Below are 25,266 nucleotides of genomic sequence, written 5' to 3'. Positions count from 1 at the left end.
TTTACTAATTCTGGGAGGTAGTACTAATGAAGGCTGTAGTTGGGTTTATTGTTGCTGTGGTTGTTGTTTGCGTACCGGCTTACGGCGCAACGGTCGTTGCCAATCTGCAGGCCGATTACGATGCTCACGCACCCGCGGACATGGATCCCGCGACTGGCATTGCGGACACCGAGGGGAACGGCACTTGGGCTTACTCCTATGCAGACGCGGAAGATTTTGGCACTGCCACCGGATCGCTGACACCACTGTCCTATGCCTCGGCAGGACTCGGTATTCTCCAAGCCACCCAGTACCGCGGCGTGAACTCGGGCCTGCTGCTGCCGATCGTGACTTCTGCCGGCGCGTTCACCGTGCAGCCGGATGCAGCCTCCGACGAACTGGCCATTCATCCCGGATACGAAGGACTGGCAGGCGACGAATTGTGGATGAGCTGGACTTCTGGCGTTTCCGGAGTCGTCGACGTCGATGGTTGGATTCACAACATCTCTACCGATGCGGGCCCCACCGACGGGGTGCTGTTGAGCATCTACAACAACGCAGGCACGTTGCTGCAGACCTACGACGTGCCGTCGTGGGGTGAGGACATTGGCAACGGGCTGGACGAAACCACCAACCACACCTTCATTGATGTCAACGGGATCGCTGTCAACACCGGCGAGACGCTCTACTTTCACATCGATTCGAAGATCGACGCCAATGGCGACAACACCGGGCTTCAGATCGTCATCACGCAAGTTCCCGAGCCCGGCTCGGTACTGCTGTGCCTGGTGGGCCTCGGCGGAATCCTCGCTTGGCGAAAGGGCCGGAACTAGAGAACCGTAGGCAACCCACCGACGAGGGAGTGGCCAGGGGGCCGCTCCCTCGTCTACAAAACAAAAGCGACCAACGTGGTTCGTGCGAAGGGGAAATGATGCGAAAGGAGCTAGCTATGCGTGGTACGCGTAGGAGGACCTGTGGTTTTACTCTGGTCGAACTGTTGGTCGTCATCGCCATCATCGGCATCCTCGTTGGCCTGCTGCTGCCCGCGGTGCAAGCCGCCCGCGAAGCGGCGCGCAGGGCTCAGTGCACCAACAACGTCAAGCAGTTGTCGCTGGGGCTGATCAACTATCACGACGTGCATGGTTCGTTGCCGGTACAAAAGTCGTGGACCTGCACGCAGAGCGGCGGCCCGAACACCAAAGGACCGGCCGAGGAAGAGCATCGCAGCTGGATTGTGTACATCCTGCCTTACATCGAAGAGCAGTCCCGCTTCGACCTGATGGATCTCAACAAGAGTGGACTGGACGCAACCGGCAACAGTGGTGAGGAAGATCGGCGGGGCAATAGGACGGGCGCGTCGAACCGCAGCTTGATTCAAATGCCGCTTCCCACCGCGCAGTGCCCAACGGACGCTACCGCAGGAACGATGAAGATTAGCGCCGACGAGGCCTCGCGCGATCAATTCGACGCCTGGTACCCGAGCAACGGCATCGAGCTAACCCAAGGCAGCTACGGGTGCAACGTTGGCGACCACAACACCGGCGACAAGCCACACATCGGCCACAACCCGCCTTGGGGGCAGTGGGTATGGGGCAACTGCTCTCCCGACAACGCCCTCACTGCCCGCGACGTTCGCGGCGTGTTCAGTCGTTCGGGCTGGAGCGCTGCGTTCCGCCAGGTGTCGGACGGGACCTCCAACACGTTCATGGTCGGCGAGATCATCGCTTCGGTCTGCCCCTGGCAAGATATGGGCTTCCAGGCCTGGGGCATCACCGGAATTCCCTTGAACCACTTGAACCAAGTGTTGGAAGAGCGAGAATACGAGTGGTACTACTTCAGTGAAAACTGCATCTCGTTTCGCAGCCGACATCCGGGCGGGGCAAACTTCTCCATGTGCGACGGCTCGGTGCACTTCATCACCGATGCGATTGATATCGACGTCTACAAGGCGATCTCCTCTCGATCCGGTGGCGAGCCGGTCGGCAAGCCATAATCTTTCCCATTTGGTGGACCAGGTGAATCCATTCGAACTTGCAGTGCGTGGTGAGAAGATGCAACATCGCTGGCGAAGATTGCAGTGGTGCCTGATGATGCTGATGGCCGCGATGCTCGCTGGTTGTGGCACTCGTGGTCCGAAGACGGTGCCCGTGGATGGGTCGATTACCTTCGATGGTACGGCCGAATGGCCCACCGGCGGCGAGCTTTACTTCCTGCCCATCCAGGCAGCCGAGGGCTTTCCAAAACGGCCGGGCACCGCCGAGTTCGATGAACGAGGCCGATTCACCGTTACCACCTTCAAACCGGACGACGGATTGCTTCCCGGCACTTATCAGGTGCAAGTCAACTCCTGGAAAGTGCGTCCCACGGAACGCAAGCCGCAGGGTGTGTCGTTTGTGCCGCAGCGATTTCGCGATCCCACCACCAGTGGCATCGAAGTGACCGTCGACCCCAAACAGCACATCTGCGAGATGTCGATCGCCGTGGAAAGCGATTGAACCGCCAGAACATGACTGCACTCCGTGCAATCTCGACCGCCGATTGCCTTCGCCTTACGCTGCTGGAACTACACCGATCGCATGATTGGCTACGTGTGTTGTTGAGTCCCTCGATGAACGTCGCTCCGCCCCGTGCGCCGCGATTTGCAATGGCGTTGGCCAACTCCGAAAAAACGTTGTCGGAGGACTTGAATATCGACAACACCAGTACGAATTTGCGACCGTTGTGGTCCCCCAATCCAACTGGATGCCTGGCCACGTTTAGAATACTGTATATTGCATGCTTCGGCCGATTTCCGTTCCTTGAATCAAGATTGAGTCAGTAGGCAATCGTGAGTTTGTTCAAGCTTTATCGAAACGAGTCTCTGCGCCGTTTTGCTCCCCGCTTCTGCGTCGTCGGTTCACTTCTGCTGCTTATGGCAGCTGCTCGCTCGGCAAGTGCCGATGAGCAGGAGACGGTTTCGTACGCGATGGACGTGCGCCCCATCCTGTCCGACAAGTGCTTCGCTTGCCACGGCCCGGATCCAAACTCCCGCGAGGCCGACCTGCGTCTCGACACCGCGGACGGCGCCACCAAAGACCTTGGCGGCTATGCGGCCATCGTATCGGGCGATCCCAAGGCTTCCGAAGCCCTCACGCGCATGCTGTCGGAAGACGAAAACGACCGCATGCCACCGGCCTATTCGCACAAGACCATGACGCCTGCCGAGATCGAAGTGGTTCGGGCGTGGGTTGCTCAGGGGGCGCGTTACCAGCAGCATTGGTCGCATCGCCCATTGAATAGACCTTCACCACCAGAAGTCGCAGGGCCACGGCCGTCCAACGAGATCGACGCATTTGTACGAGCCGCGGCCGAATCGCACGGCATCACGCAAATGGCGCCTCAGGCCGATCGCACCACGCTCGTTCGGCGGCTGTACTTCGATCTGCTGGGAGTTCCTCCAACGACCGAGCAGGTCAATGCGTTTCTGGCCGACAAATCCCCCGACGCCTACGAGAAGCTTGTCGATCGATTGCTGGCCGATCCGCGGTTCGGCGAGCGGATGGCCGTCTACTGGCTCGACCTGGTGCGCTACGCCGACACGATTGGCTACCACAGCGACAACTACATGGAAGTTTCCGCCTACCGCGACTACGTCATCGATTCGTTCAACGAGAACAAACCCTACGACCAGTTCACCATCGAACAACTAGCAGGCGATCTGCTGCCGTCGGCGACGCGCGAGCAGCTGATCGCCACGGGCTACAACCGATTGCTGCAGACCACCGAAGAAGGCGGCGCCCAACCCAAGGAGTACATTGCGATCTACGCCGCCGACCGGGTTCGCAGCTTTAGCGAAGTTTGGTTGGGATCTACGATGGGCTGCGCCCAGTGCCACGACCACAAGTACGACCCGTTCACCCAGCGCGACTTCTATTCGCTGGCGGCATTCTTCGCCGACGTGGCCGAGCAACCGATCGGGTCCCGCGACCCGAATCTAATGGTGCCCACCGCCGAGCAAGAAGAGCAGCTCGAGGAACTTGAGCAGCGTTTGCAAGCATCGAGCCTGGAGAACACGCTGCAATCCGACCCCAAGCTACGCGAAACGCTGGAAGCAGCCCAAAACGCGTGGGAAGAAGACTTCCGTCGCCGCGTTCGCGATAGCGAGTTCGCTTGGCTCAGCCCCGAGTTGGTTGCGTTCTCGAACGACAGTCGTCTTGAGATGGAGCAACTGCCGGACAACTCGCTGTTGATGGGCGGAGCACGACCCTACGAAGCCACCTACGAAGTCGACATCAAGGCGGCCGGGACGGTGCGGATGCTGCGTCTGGAAGTGCTGACGCATCCTTCCTTCCGTGGCGAGAAGCGGCTTTCGAACAACCATCGCGACTTCGTCCTGACGGAAGTGCGACTTTCGGTCGATGGCCAAGAGCTTCGATTGGCGAATCCGACCACCGAGTTTGAACAACCGGGTTACCCGATCGCCCAGGCCATCGACGGCAATGCCAAAACCGGTTGGGCGACGGCCGGCCGCCCGGCTGTGGATCGCATTGCCGCGGCCTTCGAATTGGCAGAGCCTCTAGAACTGCCAGAAGATGGCAAGACGCTGCGGATTACGATGGTGCATCGCTCCATCTTTGGCCAGCACCACATCGGTCGCTTCCGTATCGGACTGTCGGAAGAGACGGGCACTCCCGTGGACGGGCCAGACGCCGTGCCAGTGGAGGTGGTTCGAGCGGTCGAGACTGAACCATCCGCGCGTACCGAGCGTCAGCGTCAAGTGCTCGCGGACTACTATCGCACGTTCGCTCCTGAACTCGAAAAGTGGCGTGAAGATTACCACAAGCTTATCAAGGAGCGAGTGGCGCTCGAAGATCGGTTCCAAACCACGCTGGTCGCCGAATCGCTCAGCACGCCGCGGATGATGCGGATCCTCCCCCGCGGCAACTGGCTCGACGACTCGGGCGACATCGTGTCACCCGCCACGCCGGAGTTCCTTACGACCGGTGCCCCGTCGCAGGAACGACTCGATCGGCTCGATCTCGCGCAATGGGTCGTCGCACCGGAGAACCCACTCACCGCCCGCACGTTCGTCAATCGTGCGTGGATGTTGCTGTTCGGCCGCGGTCTCTCGCCTGACGTGGGCGACTTGGGCGGGCAAGGTCAGCCGCCCACGCATCCCGAGTTACTCGACTGGCTGGCCGTGGAGTTTCGCGATTCGGGATGGGACATCAAACGCCTGGTACGGCAGATGGTCACTTCCGACACGTATCGACGTTCGTCGGCGGCAGATGCGGAGCTAGTTGCCGCCGATCCCACGAACCGCTGGTTCGCGCGTCAGAACCGCTGGCGGCTCGATGCCGAGTTCGTTCGCGACACAGCGCTCAGCATCAGTGGGCTCTTGGACGACTCGCGAATTGGCGGGCTGAGCGTCAAACCGTATCAGCCCGAAGGTTACTGGCAGCATCTGAACTTTCCCACGCGTCGCTGGATTCAAAGCAACGGCGACGACCTTTATCGCCGCAGCTTGTACACGTTCTGGTGCCGAACATTCTTGCACCCTTCGCTGCAAGCGTTCGATGCACCCAGTCGCGAAGAGTGCACTGCTCGACGAGCCAAATCGAATATTCCCCAACAAGCGCTGGTGCTGCTGAACGACCCGATCTACGTCGAAGCGGCCAAGGTGTTTGCCGTGAATACCTCCGAGCAACCCGGTTCGAAGTCCGAGAAGATCGCCTGGGCGGTACAGCAAGCCACGTCCCGCGCGGCTCTAGACGAAGAGGTCGCCCTACTGGCCGAGCTGTTCGACGAGCAACTCAAAGTATTCCAAGCGCATCCCGATCGAGCAAAGCAGTTGCTCGCGGTGGGCGCAGCGCCCTCGCCGGAGACGATCGACCCGGCGGAACTGGCCGCCTGGACTCAGGTCACCCGCGCCTTGATGGCCATGTACGAAACAACGTCGCGAAACTAAAGAGAAGACTTTCATGCAGCCCCACCTATCGACCTTACTGAATCGCCGCACCTTCCTGCAGGGAAGCGCCGTGGGCATCGGCTCGCTGGCGTTGGCCGAGCAGCTCAAAGCCGCCGGCGGCGCGCAGATTGCCGCCCCAGCTGGCCCTCACTTCACTCCCAAGGCCAAGTCGGTCATCTTCCTGTGCATGGCCGGCGGTCCGTCGCACCTGGAGACACTCGACTACAAACCCGAGCTGGCCAAGCGCCACGGCCAGCCCATGCCCGAGTCGATCACCGCCGGGCAGCCGATCGCCCAATTACAAGGCGCAGTGCTTCGCTGCTTCGGACCACAATTCGGCTTCAAGCAGTATGGGCAGTCGGGGCAGTACTTCGCCGACCCGTTCCCGCACATGGCCAAGCTGGCCGATCAGATCGCCGTGGTGCGGTCGATGACTACCGAGCAAATCAATCACGACCCAGCCCACACGTTCATGAACTGCGGCACGCAGCTTTCCGGTCGGCCCTGCATGGGTTCGTGGGTACTTTACGGTTTGGGCAGCGCGGCGAAAAACTTGCCGGGCTTTGTGGTGCTGACCTCCGTGGGGGGCGGGCAGTCTCAGCCCATCGCCTCGCGGCAATGGCACAGCGGCTATCTGCCGAGCCGCCACCAAGGCGTGCACTTCCACTCCAAGGGCGATCCCGTCCTGTACATCAACAACCCACCGGGCGTGGATCGAGCCCAGCAGCTCAGCGTGATTGAAGCGACGAACAAGCTCAATCGACTCCGCAACACGGCGGTCGAAGATCCGGAAATCGCCACGGCGGTTTCACAATTCGAACTGGCCTTCAAGATGCAGGCGAGCGTGCCTGAATTGGTCGACATGTCAGACGAACCACAACACACGCTCGACATGTACGGCGCCAAACCTGGCGATGGCAGCTTCGCCAGCAACTGCTTGTTGGCCCGCCGGTTGGTCGAACGCGGAGTGCGCTTCATCCAGCTCTACCATCGCGGTTGGGATCACCATGGTGCAGTAAAGTCCGGCGTCGAGACCGTCTCGAAGTTGGTGGACAAACCGAGCTGGGCCCTGGTGGAAGACCTTCGCCAGCGCGGCATGCTCGACGACACGCTCGTCATCTGGGGTGGTGAGTTCGGCCGCACGCCGATGTCGCAAGGCGACCAGGGCGAACTCGGCCGCGATCATCACATCAAGGGCTTCTCGCTCTGGATGGCGGGCGGAGGTATCCGCCCCGGCGTCACTCACGGCGCTACGGACGAGTTCGGCTACAACGTGGCGGAAGACAAAGTCACCGTGCACGACTTCCACGCCACGCTACTACACTTGCTAGGAATCGATCACGAGCGACTGACCTACAAATTCCAAGGGCTCGACATGCGACTAACCGGCGTGGAGCCAGCCAGCGTCGTGCGGCCTTTGTTGGCGTAGCGCGATCGCATGTTCGCCAGCACGCCGAACTCTAGTTCAAGAGCGGCGCCACTTCAGTAGACTTGAACGGCTCGTGCATCGCCTCGAGCAGGAATTGCGGATTCACCGGCTTGCGGAACCACCGATCGATTCCTTCACGTCCCACTGGCAGCGGGCAGTCTTCCGGCGCACTGCCAGACACGGCGATGATCCAAGGCTGCGTCGCGCCGTTGGAGCGCAGGCAACTGACGATCTCCGAACCGTGCCGGTCGTGCAGCATCATATCGACCAGCACGATGGCCGGGGGAGCATTCGAGTTGATGTACTGCAGCGTATCCTCAACCGTGCCCAAACTAACCACGTGATAGCCACTCAGCCGCAGCAGACCTGAAAGCATCTCGCGTTCGTTGTCGTTGTCTTCGACCAACAGCACCGTACCCTCGACGGCATCGCCGCGACTCTTCTCGCCGTTGCGCAGAGCCTCGTTATCGTCGATGCGACGAATCGCATCCTGAATCTCGCTGAAAGTCAGATCGGCTTCTTCGATGTCGCCGTTGGCAACTTGCTGGCGATAGAGATGCATGCCAACGCTCACCATGTGAAGTTCGTTGCGAATTGCGTGACGAACTTTCTTCGGCAAGCGGAGCCACTTATCGCGAACCACCTTGGCCGGGGAAGAGTTGCCCGCCACCTCGTCGCGTACGATGTCGATATCGCGAGGCGCTTCGATGCCCACCTTTGCACCTCCGCCGCGTACACGGAGAAAATGGACAGTCACCCCGAATTGGGGGAAGGAGATCCGATCCGATGATCGTCGCGTAATGACCAACATAGCTCGCATCCTTTCCGGTCGAACAAAGCAACCATTGGAGCGTGCAGGCCAAACTCTCTTAGTGGGTGCGCTAACAATTCACGCTTAGCGCATCGTCTCTTCATAGAGACAGGGCCTCGACACAACACCTCTTGGTAGTGTGGAGATTCCATTTAACAACCTAAGCCTTTGGTGCTTGCACCACAATGTGCAAATCCCCATAATTCGCCGAAATTTACCCTTTTGGCCACCAACATTGGCGGCTGGGTCGACTATTAGGAAGCTAGCTAGTGCTCGGGTGGCAGCTCAACCACGCGCCAGTAGTGGTCCAAAAGCCCTATAAGCTTCATGAAGTCCTCACCTGCACGGGCCTTGACCATATACCCGGCAATTTGCTTTTCGTAAGCGGCCACCTTGTCGCGATCGTCGTCCGACGTGGTCAGAACAAATACGACGCTATCGTGAAGTTGATCGTCTGCGCGCAGTTCCTCGAGAAACTCAATCCCATTCATGCGGGGGAGATTCAGATCGAGCAATATCAAATAAGGCCTTGAAATATCACTTGAACGCAGCACCTCCAACGCCTCAATGCCGTCGATGACTCGTGTCAAAGGGTTCACAATCCGGGCACGTTGAAATGCCCTTCGGATACCCTCTGTGTCCACGTCATCGTCTTCGACCAACAGAATGTGCACCGTCTTGGTATCCATTTGATCGCTCCGAGTCCCCATTTTTGAACCAAGTCATCGAAACCGTTGTACCCCGCCCGGGAGCAGAATCAAGACAGACCTCTCCTCTATAGGTTTCGACGGTTTTCTTCAAGATAGTTAGACCGATTCCGCTTCCTTCAATCTGGTCACGCGATTGCAGTCGTTGGAAAATATCGAACACCTTCTCCTGGTAGGCCTCTTCGATACCGGGACCATCATCAGCGACTGAAATCCGCACCATGTCGCCTTCGTCTCGCACCGACACACAAACTGTTCCCTCTTGAGTGTCATGATGCTTGACAGAGTTGTCGATGAGGTTTCGAAGGCACATGGCCAGAGGGGCCGCGGGTGCGGTAATATCCGAAACTTCCACATCCATTTCCAACCGCATGGTATCCGACGCACCACAGAAGTCGTAGGCATCATTTATCATTTGGGGCAGATGAACCAACTCCATCTCGTAGTGAGCCGTTCCGACGCGACAGTAAGCCAGCAGGTCGTCGAGCAGGTGCTCCATTCGTAGCGCGCGGCTCTTAAGGAGTTCTAAGTGGCGATGCGAATCAGCCCCCAGCACCCCCTGAGTGTCGTCCAACAACCATTCGGCCAGGCTGCAGATGGCCCGGACCGGGGCTTTGAGGTCATGCGATGCGATGTAAGTGAAATCGTCCAGGTCTCGATACGCTTCTTCCAACGCCCCGGCGTACTTTCGAATTTTGTCCTCCGAACGCTGCTGCTCAGAAATATTGGTGATGGAACCCAGTAACCGCACGGCACGGCCCACTTCGTTGCGATGGATATGCCCGCGGCTCAGCACGGTGAGATAGTGCCCGTCGTTGTGCCGGATGCGAATGGTGTCGGTGTACTCCGCATCAGAACTTGCAAGCACTCGGTCCACTTCCGTTGTTACTCTCTCTCGATCCTGGGGATGGACCAGCTGGAGAAACTGCTCTTGAGAGTGGATCGGCGTACTCCGACCCAAGAGATCTCCCAATTGATCGGAAACAACCAGTTCGTCGCGATCTGGATACCAGTCCCACAGGCCAACCGTTCCGCCCGCCAGCGCCAGGTCGAGCCGCGCTTCGTCGATTACGCGCTGCGTCACATCGATCACGCTGGCGATCACAACTCTCCGCCCTTGCAGCGTGGTGGGGCTCAACCCTACCTCCACAGAAATCGAAGTCTTATCCGATCTGATACCGGTTAGATCCCTGTCACGTCCCATTTGTCGCGTTGCTGGGTGCTTTGAATACTCGAGGCGCTCTTGAACGTGGCGCTCGCGAAACTGCGGGGGGACCACGACCTCGATCGACTTGCCAACGATTGCATGGTCGGCATACTGGAACAACTTGCAGAATGCAGGATTAACCTGAAGGATCTCCCCGGATTCCGATACTACCACCAGGCCGATTGGCAACGCTTCGAAAATCCGCTCAAAACGGTCCTCGGTTTCAGCAACCTTCGCTCGCGCCTCCAACAACTGAAACGCTGCCCGACGTCGCCTTGCCAGATTACCTAGCCGTTCTTGTCCATTGAGTACGACGGCGAACCAGATGCAAAGCCCACCAACCAGGGCGCTAAATAGCACCCATGTGACATAGCGCACCGCCGAGCTGTCGAGGCCGACAACTACGGTAAGCACCCAGTACAAGGCGGCGTACGCTATCGGCAACACCAGAATCACCGGCAGCGCAATCCGCAACAGCAAGCCTCCGCCACGCGCCGAGTTGATGACCCCGAGGACACTCGAGCGGCCCGAACGAAGCATGACTCCCACCGACGCAGCCGCCATCGCGATTGCAGTGGGGATCGCGAGGCCGGTTGCGGGATTGTCGGGCAGACCCGACAACTCGACGGCTCCGCTCAAGTGACCGACACAGGAGGTCCAGGCAGTAATCAGTGCCAGCGTAGCAGCCGCGTCGGCCAACCAACGCACCGCAGGACCACTTAGCAACTGGACCATCACAACGCTACTGGCGACTAGAGCCAAACCAAAAGCTGTCTGCGGCGACGATCGACCTGGATAGACGGTATGGGCTTGATCGACCTGGAACGAGGCCCAGAGGCCCTCGGGCCCTGGGATAGCCGGAATGGCATAGCTTATCAGGGTCCAAATCGCCACCCATCCAACAAACACGGCAAAGGCACAGCCCAACACGGATACGCCCTCTCCGCGTCGGGGGCACCACCACAGGGCCGCAGCAAGCAGCAGAAACTGCGTCGCGGTAATTGGGGTGGTGGGCGGGAGACCTTTGCCAAATGAGGTAAGCCAAGTAAAGCCAGTCCACCAGCCCAGTAGAGTGAGCACCGCCATGGAAGCGACAATCGCGGAGGACCACCGCGTTTTCGTCTGTTGCTTGGGCACTGGGCTCTCAACCCACCTTTCACTCCGGGCGATATGGCAGCTACTAGGTAGTGTTTTGCGGCACTCGACTTTAATAAATCATATCGGGCGGCTCCGCCCGGCGACAGAGCTTCCCTGTTCTTTGCCGTGTGAAATGGTGATGCAAGTCTACTGGAAAGCCATTCTCGCGGCTTTTGTAGTCGCTAAGGCTTACCTCAACGAATCGAAATTCGTCGGAAGTTGCTACCAATTGGATGTTCATTGGCGACCAGAAACTCTAGAATCGAGGTCGCCGCAGTTGGAGTGGCGTACACCCTCATCCTTCGTCCTGTCCGAGCTTGATGGGATGCAACATACGGAGAGTCAACATGGCTCACGAGTCTGTCGGGGAATCGACCCAGGACGCCAGCCTCCCCCACACCCCAACGGCCGCCTTTCACGTCGTGGGTATCGGCGCCTCGGCGGGCGGCCTGGATGCCATCGAACGGTTGTTCGACCAGATGCCGGTCGATACCGGATTGGCGTTTGTCATCGTCCAGCACCTGTCGCCAGACTACGACAGCCTGATGGACGAATTGCTGGCACGGCATACGTCCATGAACATCTACGAAGTGGAAGACGCCATGGAGGTAGAGCCCAACGGCATCTACCTCATTCCCCCCCGAAAGAACATGGTATTGTCGCAAGGGCAGTTGCTCTTGACCGACCAGGACAAGAACGGATCGCTCAACCTGCCAATCGACATCTTCTTTCGCTCGCTGGCCCAAGATGCAGGCGATCGGTCCATCGCGGTGGTGCTCTCCGGCACCGGCAGCGATGGTTCGCGCGGCATTCAAGACATCCACGACGCCGGCGGCCTGGTAGTGGTGCAGGACCTCGACTCCGCTGGCTTCGACGGCATGCCCCGCAGCGCTTTGGCCACTCGCTTGGCGGACGTTGTCTGCCCACCGGAGTTGATGGCCGAACAGATTGCAAAGTACGTCTCGAAGCCCGCAGAGTTCAGCCCCTACCACTCTCACCCACTCGACCAGTTCGAAGGAGACGACGATCGCGTACAGATATTCCGCTTGTTCCGACAGGAATTTGGCGTCGATTTCTCGTTGTACAAACCGGCTACCATCGAGCGACGTATCGAGCGGCGTTTGCAGATCGCCCATGCGGCCAACCTGAGCGAATACGTCGAATTGCTCAGCAGTGACCGGGAAGAATTGGACGCGCTATACCGCGACCTGCTGGTCGAAGTGACACAGTTCTTTCGCGATACCGATGCCTATGAGCAGATCCGGTCGGAAGTGGTGCCGAAGTTAGTGGACAATGCTCCGGAGCGGGCGGAGTTGCGGGTTTGGGTCCCTGGCTGTGCTACTGGCGAGGAGGCCTACTCGCTGGCAATGTTGTTCTACGACTACATCTGCCGCAAGAACGCCAACCGGACGGTGAAAGTCTTCGCCACTGATGTGCACGACCGCTCGCTCGAAAACGCCAGCGCCGGCGTCTATCCAGCAGCCGCCATTAGCAATGTTCCCGACGAGCTGCGCAGCAAGTACTTCACCAACAATGGCGACTTGTACCACGTATCGCGCGAACTGAGGCAACTGGTGATCTTCGCGCACAACGACATCACGCGCGATCCGCCGTTCACCAACATCGACTTGATCAGTTGCCGCAATGTATTGATCTATCTCGATCCTCAGGTTCAGAAGCGGGTGCTGACACTCTTCCACTTTGGCATGAAAGCCAACGGCGTTCTATTCCTTGGCCCCAGCGAGACCCTGGGAGACCTGGCCAACGAGTTCGAGACCATCGACCGACACTGGAGGATCTATCAAAAACAGCGTGACGTCCGCTTGCCGGTCGCCAGCAAATTGCCGGCTTCGCCCAAGTTATCGCAAGTGGTTCACGGTCGGGCGCCGTTCGTCGCCCGAAATCCCCGCAGCTACAACGAAAAACTAATGCTGGGAGCTTTCGAGAGCCTGCTCTCCGAGTATGTTCCCCCCAGCTTGCTGGTAAATGAGTTTCACGAACTGGTGCACACCTTCGGCGACGCACGGCGGCTGCTGGAAGTGCCGGCTGGCAAACCAACCACCGAAGTGCTGAAACTGGTGCCCAACGAACTGCGAATGGCCCTGAGTTCCGCCCTGCACAAGGCGTCGCAGGAAGATCGTCCGGTCACCTACAGCGGTCTACGCGTCTCAAAGCCGGATGTCGAGGGACTGTATCGGCTGCGCGTGGAGCCCTATCGCCGGGGACCCGATCGCTTGAGTTTGATTATCTTCGAGCGCAAGGAGATCCCATCAGCGGCCACCAGCCCAGCACCGGAAGAGTTCGACGCCGGCGAAGGGAGCCACGAGCGGATCACCGTGCTAGAGCAGGAGCTGTCCTATACCCGCGAGACGCTGCAATCCACCGTCGAAGAGTTGGAGACCAGCAACGAAGAACTCCAGTGCACCAACGAGGAGTTAGTCGCGTCGAATGAGGAACTACAGAGCACCAACGAGGAATTACACAGCGTAAACGAAGAACTCTACACAGTTAACGCGGAACATCAGCAGAAGATCGAAGAGTTGATTCAATTGACGTCCGATATGGACAATCTGCTGAAAAGCACGCAGATCGGTGTCGTGTTCCTCGATCGCCAATTGCGGATTCGCATGTTCACGCCAGCAATCTCCGACACGTTCAACATGATCGACCAGGACGTTGGCCGCCCCATCGACCACATCGCCCACAAACTCGATCACCCGAACTTACTCGACGAAGTGAACCGAGTTCTGGAGACAGGGCAGAACTTCGAATGCGAGATTCCCAGCCGCGACGGCAAGACCATCTATCTCGAACGCATTCGCCCCTACCGCGACGTACACAACGAAATCGGCGGCGTCGCCCTGACGCTAACCGACATTTCGGCCGTCAAGCAGGTTGAGTTGGCCCTGGAACAGAACCGAGAGTTGATGCGGATCAACAACGATATGCAGGAATTCGCCTATGCGGTCTCTCACGATCTGCAGGCGCCACTGCGGCATGTAAAGATGTTGACCTCCGAACTCTTGTCGCAATACGACGACCTGGAAGTCGACGAACAGACAAGCCGGCTTACCAAGATGCTTCATCTCGCGTCGGATCGCCTGACAACGATGATGCAAGGCCTGCTGAGCTACTCGCGGGTGAATACCCGAGGCAAGGACTTCCGCAAAGTGGATATACAAGCCTTGTTCGAAGAAGTGGTAACCGACCTCACCCCAGAAATCAATCGCACTGGAGCCACCATTACGTTTAGCGACCTGCCAACCGTCAATGGAGACGATGCTCAACTGGAGAGGGCACTAACGTATCTGCTAGACAATGCAGTGAAGTATGGTGGCGAAGATCCCCCCGTTGTGAGCTTGTCGGCTACCAAGGATCGCGACCACTGGCATTTCTGCATGACCGACAATGGTGTCGGTATCGAGAGCCGCCACCTGGAACGCATCTTCATCGTCTTTCAACGCCTGGGCTTCAAGCCTGAGGTAGAAGGAGAGGGTCTGGGTCTGGCTTTGTGTAAGCGAATCATCGAGCGACACGGGGGGCACATTTGGTGCGAATCGACCCCCGGCGAAGGCTCGCAGTTTCACTTCACACTTCCGAACGAGCCCAACAGGCGAGATTAAAGGATTTGAATTCGTAGTCCTCTAAGGGATCGTGGTACATGATGTCCGATACTCCATTTGGCGGTTTCGACACCCCAGCCCAAACCCCGTTCATCGTAGGCGTCGGTGCTTCTGCAGGTGGCTTGGAGGCGTTGGAGGCCTTGTTCGAACATGCCCCCGCTGACCAGGGTGTGAGCTATGTCGTTATCCAGCACCTCTCTCCCGACTTCGAATCACTGATGGATCAACTGCTGGCTCGCCGCACCAAGATGCCGATCCATCTGATCCGCAACGAAGTGCCGATGGAGCCGAATTCGGTCTACCTGCTTCCTCCCAACAACGAAGTCATCGTATCGAGCGGGCGACTGCTGCTGGCCGAACGCTCTTCGAAGAAGGAATTGCACTTCCCAATCGACAACTTCCTGAGATCACTCGGCCAGGACGCCGGTCCCCGCGCCATTGGAATCATCCTCTCCGGAACCGGCAGCGACGGTTCGCGGGGCATTCAGGAGATCCATCGCGGCGGTGGGTTTGTGATTGTACAGAGCGAGGAAAGCGCCAAGTTCGATGGCATGCCACGCAGCGCCTGCGACACGGGGGTCGCCGACCTGGTGCTGGCGCCCGAAGAGATGGGCGACGCCATCTTTCGGTACGTCAATAGCCCGCTAGCTGCGGTCGGCACCAGCAACCCTGATGTAGAACATGGTCGCGACGGGCCAATCTACTCAATACTTAGCCAACTGAAGAAGCGGTTCGAGATCGACTTCAACTGCTACAAGATTGGCACCATTGCGCGCAGAATCGAACGCCGATTGATGCTCAACGGCGACAGCGACCTCGGCACGTACGCCGCGCGACTGCGGGTCGACCAGGGGGAATTGGACCGTCTCTATCGCGACTTGTTGATCGGCGTCACTGGCTTCTTTCGCGACCCAGACGTGTTCGCCGCGCTGCAGGATGACGTACTCGACAAACTGGTTGCCAAAGTGGACGTGATGCAGGATTTTCGGGCTTGGGTAGTCGGCACGGCGACCGGCGAAGAAGCCTATTCCATGGCGATCATCATCCATGAAGCCTTGCAAAGAGCAGGCCGCAAGGGAGGCGTGAAGGTATTCGCCTCCGACGTGCACCGCGAATCGCTTGAGTTCGCCGGGCGGGGCATTTACAGCGAGCAAAATCTCGCCGGACTGCCAGAAGAGTACAGGGAAAAATATTTCAAAGAAAAGGCCGATGGATTCCATGCCATCGCCGAACTGCGGCGATCGGTGGTATTCGTACCACACAATGCCATTGCCAACGCCCCGTTTACGAATCTCGATCTGGTAAGTTGCCGGAATGTCTTCATCTATTTTTCACCAGTCACTCAAAAGAAAGTGCTATCGCTGTTCCACTTTGGGCTAAAGCCGGGTGGAGTGCTGTGCTTGGGGTCGAGTGAGTCTACGGGAGAGCTCAGACACGAATTTGAATCCATCAGCGACAAGCTGCGATTGTACCGCAAGCATCGCGACGTTACGCTGCCAGTCTCAATGCGCATGCCTGTCGGGATACTTCCCGCTCCGACACATGCGGCCGACCAATTAAACATCGGACCGTCGTCGCCCAGGCCGTCGGAGTTGCTCGAATCGTACGACAAGTTGCTGGCCATGTTCATCCCCGCTGGCCTGCTGTTGGGCCCCAACCAGGAACTGCTACATTCTTTTGGCGACGCCAAGCGACTGCTAACCTATCCAGCCGGACGCCCCCCTGAGAATGTCTACGACTTGATTTCTCCTCAGTTGCGGACGGTCATTTCGGCATTGGTACGCCGCACCCGAGAACAACCATCGGCCGCGGCCGAGGTACCCGAGTCGGATTCGGACGGACAAGTAATGCGCGTCACCGTAGAGCGACTGGCCGACGCGGACGAGCGTCGATTCGTGCGAATCGATGCGGCGGCGACCCATCATGAGTCGTCATCTCCCGTACACGTCGATGTCACCAGCTTGAATTCTTCCGACTACGAGGAGTTGGAGCGCGAACTCACTATGACGCGAGCCACGCTCCAATCCGCTGTCGAAGAGGCGCAAACAACCAACGAAGAACTGCAAGCCACTAACGAACAGCTGACCGCATCCAACGAAGAACTGCAAAGCACCAACGAGGAACTCCATAGCGTCAACGAAGAACTCTACACGGTAAATGCCGAACACCAAAGGAAGATTGATGAGCTAGTTGAACTGACCGACGACATGGACAACCTATTGAATTCGACGAACGTCAACACCATCTTCGTCGATCGTCAGCTTCGCATTCGACGATTCACCCCAGGTATCGCCAAGCTATTCAACCTGATCCAGCAAGATGTCGGGCGACGCATCGATGCGTTCACTCATAGCATTCGATACGATAGCCTGGTCACTTCGGTGTCGCGAGTGCTGCGCAACGGCGAACAACTGGAAGCAGAAGTAACCGATAACGACTCCAACTGGTACTTACTGCGAATCCAACCGTATATTTCTCAAAGTCGGGTTGAAGGAGCCGTTATCACTCTGATCGACGTGAGTACGCTCAAACGTACCGAACAACGCCTAGCGGAACTATCTGAAATCGTTGCTCATAGCGATGATGCCATTTTCCGCTGCAGCGCCGACGGGATCATCACCACCTGGAACCAAAGTGCTGAGCGAATTTTTGGACTCGAGGAGCAGCAAGTGCTCGACACCCCAGCGTCCGGGCTGCCCTGGACCTTCGCCGGAGGGACGTTCGAACAACTGATGCAGGGACTCCTCGCCGGCAAGTCGCTGGACAGCCTGGACGCCGAATTCGAGTCCCCTGAAGGCGGCAATGGCATGCTGAGCGTTTCCATTTCTCCTATATACGATATGGAGAACACAGCAGTCGGCGTGTCGGTGGTGGCTCGCGACGTGACCAAGCAGAAACAAGCCGAGCAACACGTTCGCGAAGCAATTCGTCGGCGAGACGAATTTCTGGCAATGCTGTCGCACGAACTCCGGAACCCATTGGCGGCCGTGCTGAATGCCACGATGCTGATCAAAGAGCCCGACGCCGAAGAGAAGGAACGCATCGACGCCTTCGATGTCATCGACCACAACGTGCGGCACGTGGCGCGCATCCTGGATGATGTTCTCGACGTCGCCCGTATCACCAACGACAAGGTGAAGCTCCACAAAGAGGCAGTCGATCTCACGGCGCTCTCCATGGACGTGATCGACTGCGTACAACATCAGGTCGAGACACGAAACCAAGAGCTTCATGTCGACATTCCCTATAGTCCGCTGTACGTCGAAGGAGACGTGGGCAGGCTGCAACAAGTACAAGTCAACCTGTTGGTCAACGCCAGTAAGTACACCGGCGAAGGCGGCAGGATCAACTACTACCTCGAACAGGATGGCGACGATGCGCTAATCACTGTAAGTGACGATGGAGACGGCATCTCCCCCGAACTCCTGGACAATATCTTCGAACCGTTCGCGCAGGGCGAACAATCGATCGAACGCGCGCAGGGCGGAATGGGACTCGGGCTGGCTTTGGTCAAGAAGGTCGTGGATGCTCACAACGGCGAAGTGGAGGCTAGCAGCGGGGGCGTTGGAAAAGGGAGCTTGTTCCGAGTCCGCTTGCCACTTACGATGCTCCGCCCCAGCAGCGATGCCCCCAGCGAAGGGGAACCCTGCGAAGGGAAACGGCTGCTGCTGGTCGAGGACAACGACGGTATTCGTAGAATGCTGGCCAGGACGCTTCAACTCAAGGGGTTCGAAGTCGAAACTGCTGGCAATGGCGTCGAAGCGCTTGCACAACTCGAAGACTTTCCCGCCGAGATCGCGGTGATCGACATTGGGCTTCCCGATCTGAACGGATACGAACTAGCCGGTCGAATCCGTCAGACCGAGCAACACAAGAACATGCTGCTAGTGGCCCTCACCGGATATGGACAGTATCGAGATCGAGCCAAAGCAAAAGCAGCCGGATTCGATATACATTTGGTCAAACCCGTCGACCCGGTAGAGTTGATGCGGGCGATTCAGAGCTATCGCCCCGACACGGAGAGTGCCAATCCGACATCACCCACAGCCAGCTAGTGCGGGCGTGTAGCATCTATGGCGGCGAGTTTTGCTTAAATACACGCTACATTTACCTGTGCGCTCTATGTTGGTTGCGCCAGTGCAAACGGCACTCGCGTAGTGCAAATGAAGGGCGGAGGCCATGAGCAATCCCGCGCCATGGCCCCCGCTAATATGCCCGACCCGTTTCCCTGCGGAAATCGTGGCCTCCGTGCCTATCTTGGTATACCGGCCCCTTTCGCAAGTTCGCCTTCACCAAGTCCGCCTGCATGTTGGTATGCCGAGTCGGACAAACGATCGTTTTTTCTTACACCGCCGCGTGGCCTTGCCGAGTTATCAAACGCCACACGGAAGGCCAGCACGTCAGGATCGAGCGGCTTGGGAAACCACCCATCCACCCCTGCTGGCCCCAGTTCCAGTCCATAGCTTTGAGGATCACCACCACTCACAGCGTAAATTTTCAGGGACGAATGCCTCTCCGACGCGCGGATCCGCCGTACCGTCGCCGCGCCATCGAACACCGGCATCATCATGTCCATCAGCACCACATCGGGTGCCTCGTTTTCGTTTAGATAGTCCAACGCGCACCCGCCGTCGCCGGCCAGGGCGACATCCATGTTGCAATTTCGCAAGTACGCTGCCAGCAACCGGGCCTCGTTTACGTTGTCCTCCACCAAGAGCGCCTTCGTCCGCTGCGGCTCAGTCTTCGACACTGGCTCACTCAGCAATTCATTGGGCTGAGCGGCCTCGTCGATGACGCGCAACTGGCGGAAGAGCTCCATGATCTGCACTTCGTGGCTAGCGTCTAGCTCTCTGTCGACCAGTTGGGTCAGCTTCTGCAGAGCACTCATCGCGGACGCCACAGCTCCTTGAACCTTCGTGTTCGACTCCGCGTCAGCACCAACCTTCCGACTCTTGGCCAGTTGGTGTTCTTCGTGCGGCGTTAACTCGTGACGCAACACGGGCACTTCGCGCGGAGCATCGACACCCAGCCGCACCTTGTTTCCGCCCAACCGCAGAACGTGGACTGCCACCCCTAGTGTAGGGAAAACGATTCTATCTTGCTCCCTGCGCGAAAGGACTAACATAGAGGGTCTCCTTTCCAATCACTCGATTGACAACCGAGTTCTCCAAACCTGAACTGCAACTGAGGTGCAGACGATACCGCCGATCTAGTGCCGCATGAGCGGATCTAGCAAAGCGCCAAGCGGAAGCTGATGCTTTTTGCTCCCATCACTCGCGGGCTGACCGTCTTGAGGAACGGTGAAAAGACCGTCGGACGTCTTGTCCGCACAAACCGCGATGAATCAAGCACAAGGGACAAGGTTAATTCAGTACGTCAAGCTTTGGCAATACCAATAAACGAAAACTTCAAAAAACTCTACGCGATGCTGGCACACTTCGCCGCAAGCACCACCTCGGGTCTAGCCATTCGGCGGGCCTTATGCCACCGTTGCGATGGCACGAGGTGCGACGGGGTCGAATGAAGCGCGCAGACTCTGCGATTAAGTCAGGATCGCTCATAGAATATCTACGCACCATTCAAAACCGCGCTGGTCCGTACTCTGACCGATACCAGTTCGACTCTCCATCGGCAACGAGTTCGGCGATCATCCGACCAAGACCTGGGCCACGCGTAACGCCCCTTCTTGGCACACCGACATGAGATACTACGCACCGCGACCTCTCTGCCAAGAACTGCAGATGACCAGAAACTGCGGTAGAATTCCAGCTTGAACTTGGTCTATTGGCGGTACGCGGCGTGTGTGATGCAGTGGTTACTGTTTGGAGCGGTGTGAGACGGCAGATATATTCGCGCCACGCTGCAATCGGCTAAACCAGACAAACTCGCATCCAAACCTCTACGATTGGCCTTAATTCTACCAATGGAACCTTACTTCGTGGAAAAAACACTAGACGTGATTGCGTGTGGTTCGTGCGTCGTGGACGTCCTGGTGCGGCCGGTGGATCTCGACCGCGCCATCGGCCCAGGGCAACTGGTCCGCACCGAGCCACTGCTACTCACCACCGGCGGCATCGTCTCCAACGCGGGAATCACGCTCGCTCGACTCGGCATGCGCACCGCGGCGTTCACGTACCGAGGCAACGACGAGTGGGCGGACGTGATTCAATCCCGTTACGAAGCCGAGGGTATCGACACCTCGCACCTGCTCGCGCATCCTACGGCTCCCACCAGCACCACGGCCGTATTGATCGACGAAGCAGGCGAGCGGAGCTTTCTGCATGCGGTCGGTGCGCCGAAGCTGTTGGACAAGGACGCGTTCCTCTCGCAGCTTGATTTCTTTGCCCAAAGTCGAGCCATGCTGCTAGGGTACATTTCGCTGCTCCCTAACCTGCAAGATGATCTCCCCGAAGTGCTGCAGGCGGCGCGCGGTGTGGGATGCATGACGGCACTCGATGCCTCCGGCACTGGCGGCACGTTTGAAGAGATTGCCCCGGTGCTGCCACACGTGGATGTCTACGTCCCTAGCCTGAAGGAAGCCAGCCATCAGACGGCACTCTCGGACCCCGCCGCGATGATCGCCAAATTCCGTGCCGCTGGCGCCGCAGGAGTGCTGGGCGTGAAACTCGGCGAACGCGGCGCGCTGCTCAGCGACGCGGAAGGCAACTTGATTGAAGTACCACCGATTGCACCGCCGGGCCCAGTGAACGATACCACCGGAGCGGGCGACTCGTTCATGGGTGGACTGCTCTGTGGCCTTCTGCGCGGAATGACGCTTGCCGAGGCGGGTCGCTTGGCGGCCGCTTGCGGCGCAATCTGCGTCACGGCCCTCGGCGGGACTACGGCGGCAGGGGATTTCGACACCGCAGCCAAGCTTGCCGGCGAGGCGGAAGCGGATTCTTGAACTTGCACGGTTCGTTGTCCGCGCAGGACCGCACATAATAAGGTCGTGGCCACCACTCCTCCAACTCGCTACTTCTCAAGTGACTACTTCGAGTCGCGGCAACGCTTTATCGCAGCCTGCCAGGCGGTGGGCGCAGAGCATCACGCATTGGAGTTGTCGCTCGACGCGGCGATAGCGCAGCCACTTTCGATCGATGTTGCCGTGGTGGGCTCGCCGAACGCTTCGCGCGCCATCATCGTCTCCAGCGGCGTGCATGGCGTTGAGGCGCCGCTCGGTGCGGCCGTACAACTGGCGACGCTCGAGTGCCTCGATTCGTGGGGGCTGCGCCGCGATGGGCTCTCGCTCGTCCTGATTCACTCGGTGAATCCGTATGGCTTTGCTATGCGGCGACGCTTCAACGAAGAGAACGTCGACCTGAATCGCAACTTCCTCCTACCCAGTGAAGAGTACGTCGGTGCGCCGCCGCTGGCGGGCAAGTTCCGCAAGATACTCGGCCCGCCCACCAGGCCACTTCGCATCGCCACATCCACATTGCGGATGGGCTACCTTGCGGCGCGCCATGGGCACCGCTCGTTCTGGGAGACGCTGCCGGTCGGGCAGTACGAACACCCTGATTGGATCTTCTACGGCGGTCGGCAGCTCGCCCAGTCGGGCAGACTGCTCGAAGGTCTGCTCCCCAGTTTGCTGCCTGCGGTCGAACAGGTGATTCACCTCGACTTCCACACAGGGCTCGGCCGCTGGGCGAACCTGGAGTTGCTGCTCACCGAGCGCGAGTCGTTGGATGGCGCTACCTGGTGGCGCGAGAAGTTTGCTCCGTTCCAAGTGGTTGAGGCCGGCCAAGTCAGCCGGTACACGGTTAAGGGGAGTTTTGGCCCGTGGCTGCAATCGCTGTTTCCCAACACTCGCTACCACTATGCCACGGCCGAGTTCGGCACATACGCCGCGCTGCAAGTAGTCCGCTGCCTGGCCGACGAGAATCGTTGGACCCAGTCGCACAAGAATCTGCCACCGACCCACTGGTCGCGACAACGACTCTCCGAAGCTTTTGCCCCCAAGCGACCCAACTGGCGGGAAGCTTGCTTTACGACGGGCACGCGATTGGTGCAGCACGCCGCCGCGGTATTGAATCGATAAGCCTGCGTGTTACTGATCCGGCTCGAAGTTCGTGATCACCCGCTTGAACTTGCTCCCCTGGTCGTCGGAAACGAGCCGATCGACCACTTCGACCTGCACGTCGAGTTCGTTGAACCCCTCACCTTTCAACTCCTCGAGTACTTCCTGTCGCACCTGATCGGCATCGAGTGCCGCCGACCCGATCGGCTCGATCTTCACCTGCAACCTCTCGGGTTCGTCCTGCACGATCTGATACTCGCGTACTTCCATCGTCTGTCCAATGGCTTGCTCGACGATCGCGGGATGGACCGGCCGCAGCTGGCCATCGACCTTCGCGTAGAAGAGCTCTGAATTTCGCCCTTCGATCTCGGCGATCAGCGGCAGCGTCACCTCGCAGTCGCAATGCTCGCTGGCCATCACCACGATGTCGCCCACCTCGTAGCGAATGAACGGCTGAATGCGATTGGCCAGATTGGTGAGCAGAATCTTACTGCCGCGCTCGCCCGACGGGACCGGCCGGTTGTCGTCGTCCACCACCTCCAGGATCGCCCAGTCGGAGTTGACGTGCATCCCGCGGCTGGTCATGCAGCCGCTAGTGAGGAACAAGCACTCACCCATGCCGTAGTCGTCCAGAACCGGCGCGCCGAACAGCTCCTGGTATCGCTTTCGCGGCCCGGCCATGAGCTTCTCGCTGATGTTCACCACTTGCTCCAAGTGGTCGCCGAAGTCCAGCTCGCCCGACTCCACCGCCCGCGCGAGTTCGTGCAGGATGCTGGCGTAAGTCGTAAGGTGCGTGGGTTGGAACTCTTCGAGCCGAGCGATCAGGTTCTCATCGTTCAAACTGAGCTGCAGCACATCGATGAAGTTCCGCACACCGTCGGGCATGTACTGAAATGCCGAACCCGAGGGGAAGAATCCCGGCTTCAGCGTGACCGCCGCCAGTCGCACCGGTTCGGTGAAGCGAGTGATCATCTCCTTCAAGTCGAGCGACGTCCGGTGCCCGCGGGCGGCCTGCAGTGCGAACATCAACTCGAAGTCGATCGGCGACTTCACCAACAGGAGCGGCTGCCCCGTGCTACCGGAGGTATGACTGAGGACATACCGGTCCTTGAACAGCTTGCCGAGGTTCGCATCGTTGTCGAAGAACGCCTCGACTTCGTCCTGCTTCACATCGTCGACCGTCAGCCACCGATCGAAGTTCTCCATCACTTCCGACTTGTCGCACGTCGGCAGGTCCTCGAGCTGGCAGGTGTCGAGATCGACACCTGCGTACTTTTCGGCCAGGTAGGGCGAGTTCTCCTTGGCGTGCGCTACCAACCTCCGCAAGCGGGAAAGTTGCTTATGGGCGATTCGCTCCGGCGACGCGGTAGACATCGATTTCAGCAACAGCGCCCGAGCACCAAATCGAAGTGTTTCCCAAAGCTCCATCCTGCTGACTCCTGATGCTACTGCACTTGGCGATACGCGCGGGGCGAGGTTCCGTAGTGTTTGCGAAACTGTCGCGAGAAATAGTTGCTATCGTTGAATCCCACGGAGTAGGCGATGTCGGTCACGCTGTCGGTCGACTGTTGCAATCGTCGCGCCGCATAGGTCATCCGCAGTTGAATCAAATAGGCGATCGGCGTACAGCCAGTCGCGGCTTCAAACGCCCGCAAGAAGCTACGCCGTGACATCCCGGCCATCTCGCACAGTTCTTCAAGCCCGATCGTATCGGCAAAGTGCGTTTCGAGGTGCGTGATGCAGCGGGCGATTCGCAACAGTGCGCGCGAGTCGGAACTCTTCGATTGACCGTAGCATCGCGAAAGGTATCCGACCAGTTGCATGAAGCAAGCCATCGCGATGCAGCGGAAGCCGGGCGATCGTCGCAACAGTTCGTCTTCCAATTGTTCGACGTACCCCATGGCCACCGCCAATTCGTCGCGCGACAATCGCAATCGGCTTTGGAACTGGTGCCGCTTCCGCCAGGCGGGCTCGAGTCGGAACAATGCGTGGTAGCCGGGCAGCGAGCTAAGATCCATCGGCTCCATCGACAGACTGTTCTGGTCGAACATGATGTTCACCAGTCGCAGTTGGTCCATGTTCAAGTAGTCATGCGGCCGATCGCCGCCGATGGCGAACACGTCGCCGGTGGCCAGTTGCCACGAATCCTCGCCGGTAACGTGCAGCCCCTGCCCACCAGTGATGAGCACCACTTCCATGAACTCATGGGCGTGCAACCCGAAAGGCTCCTGCGGATCCCGCCGCTCGACGACGATGGGAAACCCATCGGGATGAAACCAGTCGTCTTTCTTCAGAGTGCGGATCATGTGTCCGTTGAACTACCTGCGACGAAGCTACCTCGCGGTGCAAAGTCTTTTACAGCAGCTACTTGCAGCAAGTATTGCAGTTACTGAGCCAAATCGGATGGCT

At 58.7% G+C, this 25,266-nt stretch carries 15 protein-coding genes; 9 read left to right on the top strand and 6 right to left on the bottom strand.

Features of this window, described 5'->3' with window-relative positions:
• Positions 1-26: 26 nt before the first annotated feature.
• The 5 genes from ACQK2L_RS12105 to ACQK2L_RS12085 all read left to right on the top strand — a co-directional run bounded on the left by ACQK2L_RS12105 (position 27) and on the right by ACQK2L_RS12085 (position 7,355).
• A complete protein-coding gene (locus tag ACQK2L_RS12105; RefSeq protein ID WP_425397230.1) occupies positions 27-812 on the top strand; it encodes a PEP-CTERM sorting domain-containing protein in 786 nt (261 codons plus the stop codon).
• 116 nt (positions 813-928) lie between these two features.
• Complete coding sequence (locus ACQK2L_RS12100) at positions 929-1,972, top strand: DUF1559 domain-containing protein (protein ID WP_425397229.1); 1,044 nt, start codon at positions 929-931, stop codon at positions 1,970-1,972.
• A 22-nt stretch (positions 1,973-1,994) separates the two neighbouring features.
• Entirely contained in the window at positions 1,995-2,474 is a 480-nt protein-coding gene (locus ACQK2L_RS12095) for a hypothetical protein (RefSeq protein ID WP_425397228.1), read from the top strand.
• 416 nt (positions 2,475-2,890) lie between these two features.
• Complete coding sequence (locus tag ACQK2L_RS12090) at positions 2,891-5,926, top strand: PSD1 and planctomycete cytochrome C domain-containing protein (RefSeq protein ID WP_425397227.1); 3,036 nt, start codon at positions 2,891-2,893, stop codon at positions 5,924-5,926.
• Positions 5,927-5,939: 13 nt separating this feature from the next.
• Complete coding sequence (locus tag ACQK2L_RS12085) at positions 5,940-7,355, top strand: DUF1501 domain-containing protein (RefSeq protein ID WP_425397226.1); 1,416 nt, start codon at positions 5,940-5,942, stop codon at positions 7,353-7,355.
• Positions 7,356-7,386: 31 nt separating this feature from the next.
• Here ACQK2L_RS12085 and ACQK2L_RS12080 read toward each other — a convergent pair whose 3' ends face one another.
• The 3 genes from ACQK2L_RS12080 to ACQK2L_RS12070 form a co-directional block, all read right to left on the bottom strand.
• Positions 7,387-8,166, bottom strand: a complete 780-nt coding sequence (locus tag ACQK2L_RS12080) for a response regulator (RefSeq protein WP_425397225.1) — start codon at positions 8,164-8,166, stop codon at positions 7,387-7,389.
• A gap of 266 nt (positions 8,167-8,432) precedes the next feature.
• Positions 8,433-8,855, bottom strand: coding sequence for a response regulator (locus ACQK2L_RS12075; protein WP_425397224.1), 423 nt, complete (start codon positions 8,853-8,855; stop codon positions 8,433-8,435).
• Positions 8,812-11,217 carry a sensor histidine kinase gene (locus ACQK2L_RS12070; RefSeq protein WP_425397223.1) on the bottom strand — a complete coding sequence of 802 codons (2,406 nt, stop codon included), beginning with the start codon at positions 11,215-11,217 and terminating at the stop codon, positions 8,812-8,814. The genes ACQK2L_RS12075 and ACQK2L_RS12070 overlap by 44 nt, the downstream gene beginning before the upstream one ends.
• A gap of 347 nt (positions 11,218-11,564) precedes the next feature.
• Between ACQK2L_RS12070 and ACQK2L_RS12065 the strand changes: the two genes are divergently transcribed.
• Positions 11,565-14,840 (top strand): chemotaxis protein CheB, encoded by a 3,276-nt coding sequence (locus ACQK2L_RS12065; protein WP_425397222.1) that lies wholly within the window; start codon positions 11,565-11,567, stop codon positions 14,838-14,840.
• 38 nt (positions 14,841-14,878) lie between these two features.
• The gene (locus tag ACQK2L_RS12060) at positions 14,879-18,895 is read left to right on the top strand and encodes a chemotaxis protein CheB (protein ID WP_425397221.1); all 4,017 of its coding nucleotides are present in this window, start codon (positions 14,879-14,881) and stop codon (positions 18,893-18,895) included.
• Positions 18,896-19,092: 197 nt separating this feature from the next.
• On the opposite strand, the gene ACQK2L_RS12055 is transcribed toward ACQK2L_RS12060, so the two are convergent.
• Positions 19,093-19,965: a response regulator gene (locus tag ACQK2L_RS12055; protein ID WP_425397220.1), complete on the bottom strand. Its 873-nt coding sequence runs from the start codon at positions 19,963-19,965 to the stop codon at positions 19,093-19,095.
• 813 nt (positions 19,966-20,778) lie between these two features.
• Between ACQK2L_RS12055 and ACQK2L_RS12050 the strand changes: the two genes are divergently transcribed.
• Entirely contained in the window at positions 20,779-21,744 is a 966-nt protein-coding gene (locus ACQK2L_RS12050; protein WP_425397219.1) for a carbohydrate kinase family protein, read from the top strand.
• 45 nt (positions 21,745-21,789) lie between these two features.
• A complete protein-coding gene (locus ACQK2L_RS12045) occupies positions 21,790-22,878 on the top strand; it encodes a DUF2817 domain-containing protein (RefSeq protein ID WP_425397218.1) in 1,089 nt (362 codons plus the stop codon).
• 9 nt (positions 22,879-22,887) lie between these two features.
• On the opposite strand, the gene ACQK2L_RS12040 is transcribed toward ACQK2L_RS12045, so the two are convergent.
• Both ACQK2L_RS12040 and ACQK2L_RS12035 read right to left on the bottom strand, forming a co-directional pair.
• Positions 22,888-24,285, bottom strand: coding sequence for a phenylacetate--CoA ligase family protein (locus ACQK2L_RS12040; protein WP_425397217.1), 1,398 nt, complete (start codon positions 24,283-24,285; stop codon positions 22,888-22,890).
• 17 nt (positions 24,286-24,302) lie between these two features.
• Positions 24,303-25,163 carry a helix-turn-helix domain-containing protein gene (locus tag ACQK2L_RS12035; RefSeq protein ID WP_425397216.1) on the bottom strand — a complete coding sequence of 287 codons (861 nt, stop codon included), beginning with the start codon at positions 25,161-25,163 and terminating at the stop codon, positions 24,303-24,305.
• Positions 25,164-25,266 lie beyond the last annotated feature (103 nt).

The organism is Aeoliella sp., assembly GCF_965227375.1.
Classification (GTDB): Bacteria; Planctomycetota; Planctomycetia; order Pirellulales; family Lacipirellulaceae; genus Aeoliella.
The sequence above is the reverse complement of the archived record's forward strand: the minus strand, read 5'-3'. Positions and strand labels throughout refer to the sequence as shown.

What these genes read in the sequence shown, in the direction of transcription:
- ACQK2L_RS12105 (WP_425397230.1), top strand. Translation starts at nt 27, where the DNA reads ATGAAGGCTGTAGTTGGGTTTATTGTTGCTGTGGTTGTTGTTTGCGTA.
- ACQK2L_RS12100 (WP_425397229.1), top strand. Translation starts at nt 929, where the DNA reads ATGCGTGGTACGCGTAGGAGGACCTGTGGTTTTACTCTGGTCGAACTG.
- ACQK2L_RS12090 (WP_425397227.1), top strand. Translation starts at nt 2,891, where the DNA reads ATGGCAGCTGCTCGCTCGGCAAGTGCCGATGAGCAGGAGACGGTTTCG.
- ACQK2L_RS12085 (WP_425397226.1), top strand. Translation starts at nt 5,940, where the DNA reads ATGCAGCCCCACCTATCGACCTTACTGAATCGCCGCACCTTCCTGCAG.
- ACQK2L_RS12080 (WP_425397225.1), bottom strand. Translation starts at nt 8,166, where the DNA reads ATGTTGGTCATTACGCGACGATCATCGGATCGGATCTCCTTCCCCCAA.
- ACQK2L_RS12075 (WP_425397224.1), bottom strand. Translation starts at nt 8,855, where the DNA reads ATGGATACCAAGACGGTGCACATTCTGTTGGTCGAAGACGATGACGTG.
- ACQK2L_RS12065 (WP_425397222.1), top strand. Translation starts at nt 11,565, where the DNA reads ATGGCTCACGAGTCTGTCGGGGAATCGACCCAGGACGCCAGCCTCCCC.
- ACQK2L_RS12060 (WP_425397221.1), top strand. Translation starts at nt 14,879, where the DNA reads ATGATGTCCGATACTCCATTTGGCGGTTTCGACACCCCAGCCCAAACC.
- ACQK2L_RS12055 (WP_425397220.1), bottom strand. Translation starts at nt 19,965, where the DNA reads ATGTTAGTCCTTTCGCGCAGGGAGCAAGATAGAATCGTTTTCCCTACA.
- ACQK2L_RS12040 (WP_425397217.1), bottom strand. Translation starts at nt 24,285, where the DNA reads ATGGAGCTTTGGGAAACACTTCGATTTGGTGCTCGGGCGCTGTTGCTG.
- ACQK2L_RS12035 (WP_425397216.1), bottom strand. Translation starts at nt 25,163, where the DNA reads ATGATCCGCACTCTGAAGAAAGACGACTGGTTTCATCCCGATGGGTTT.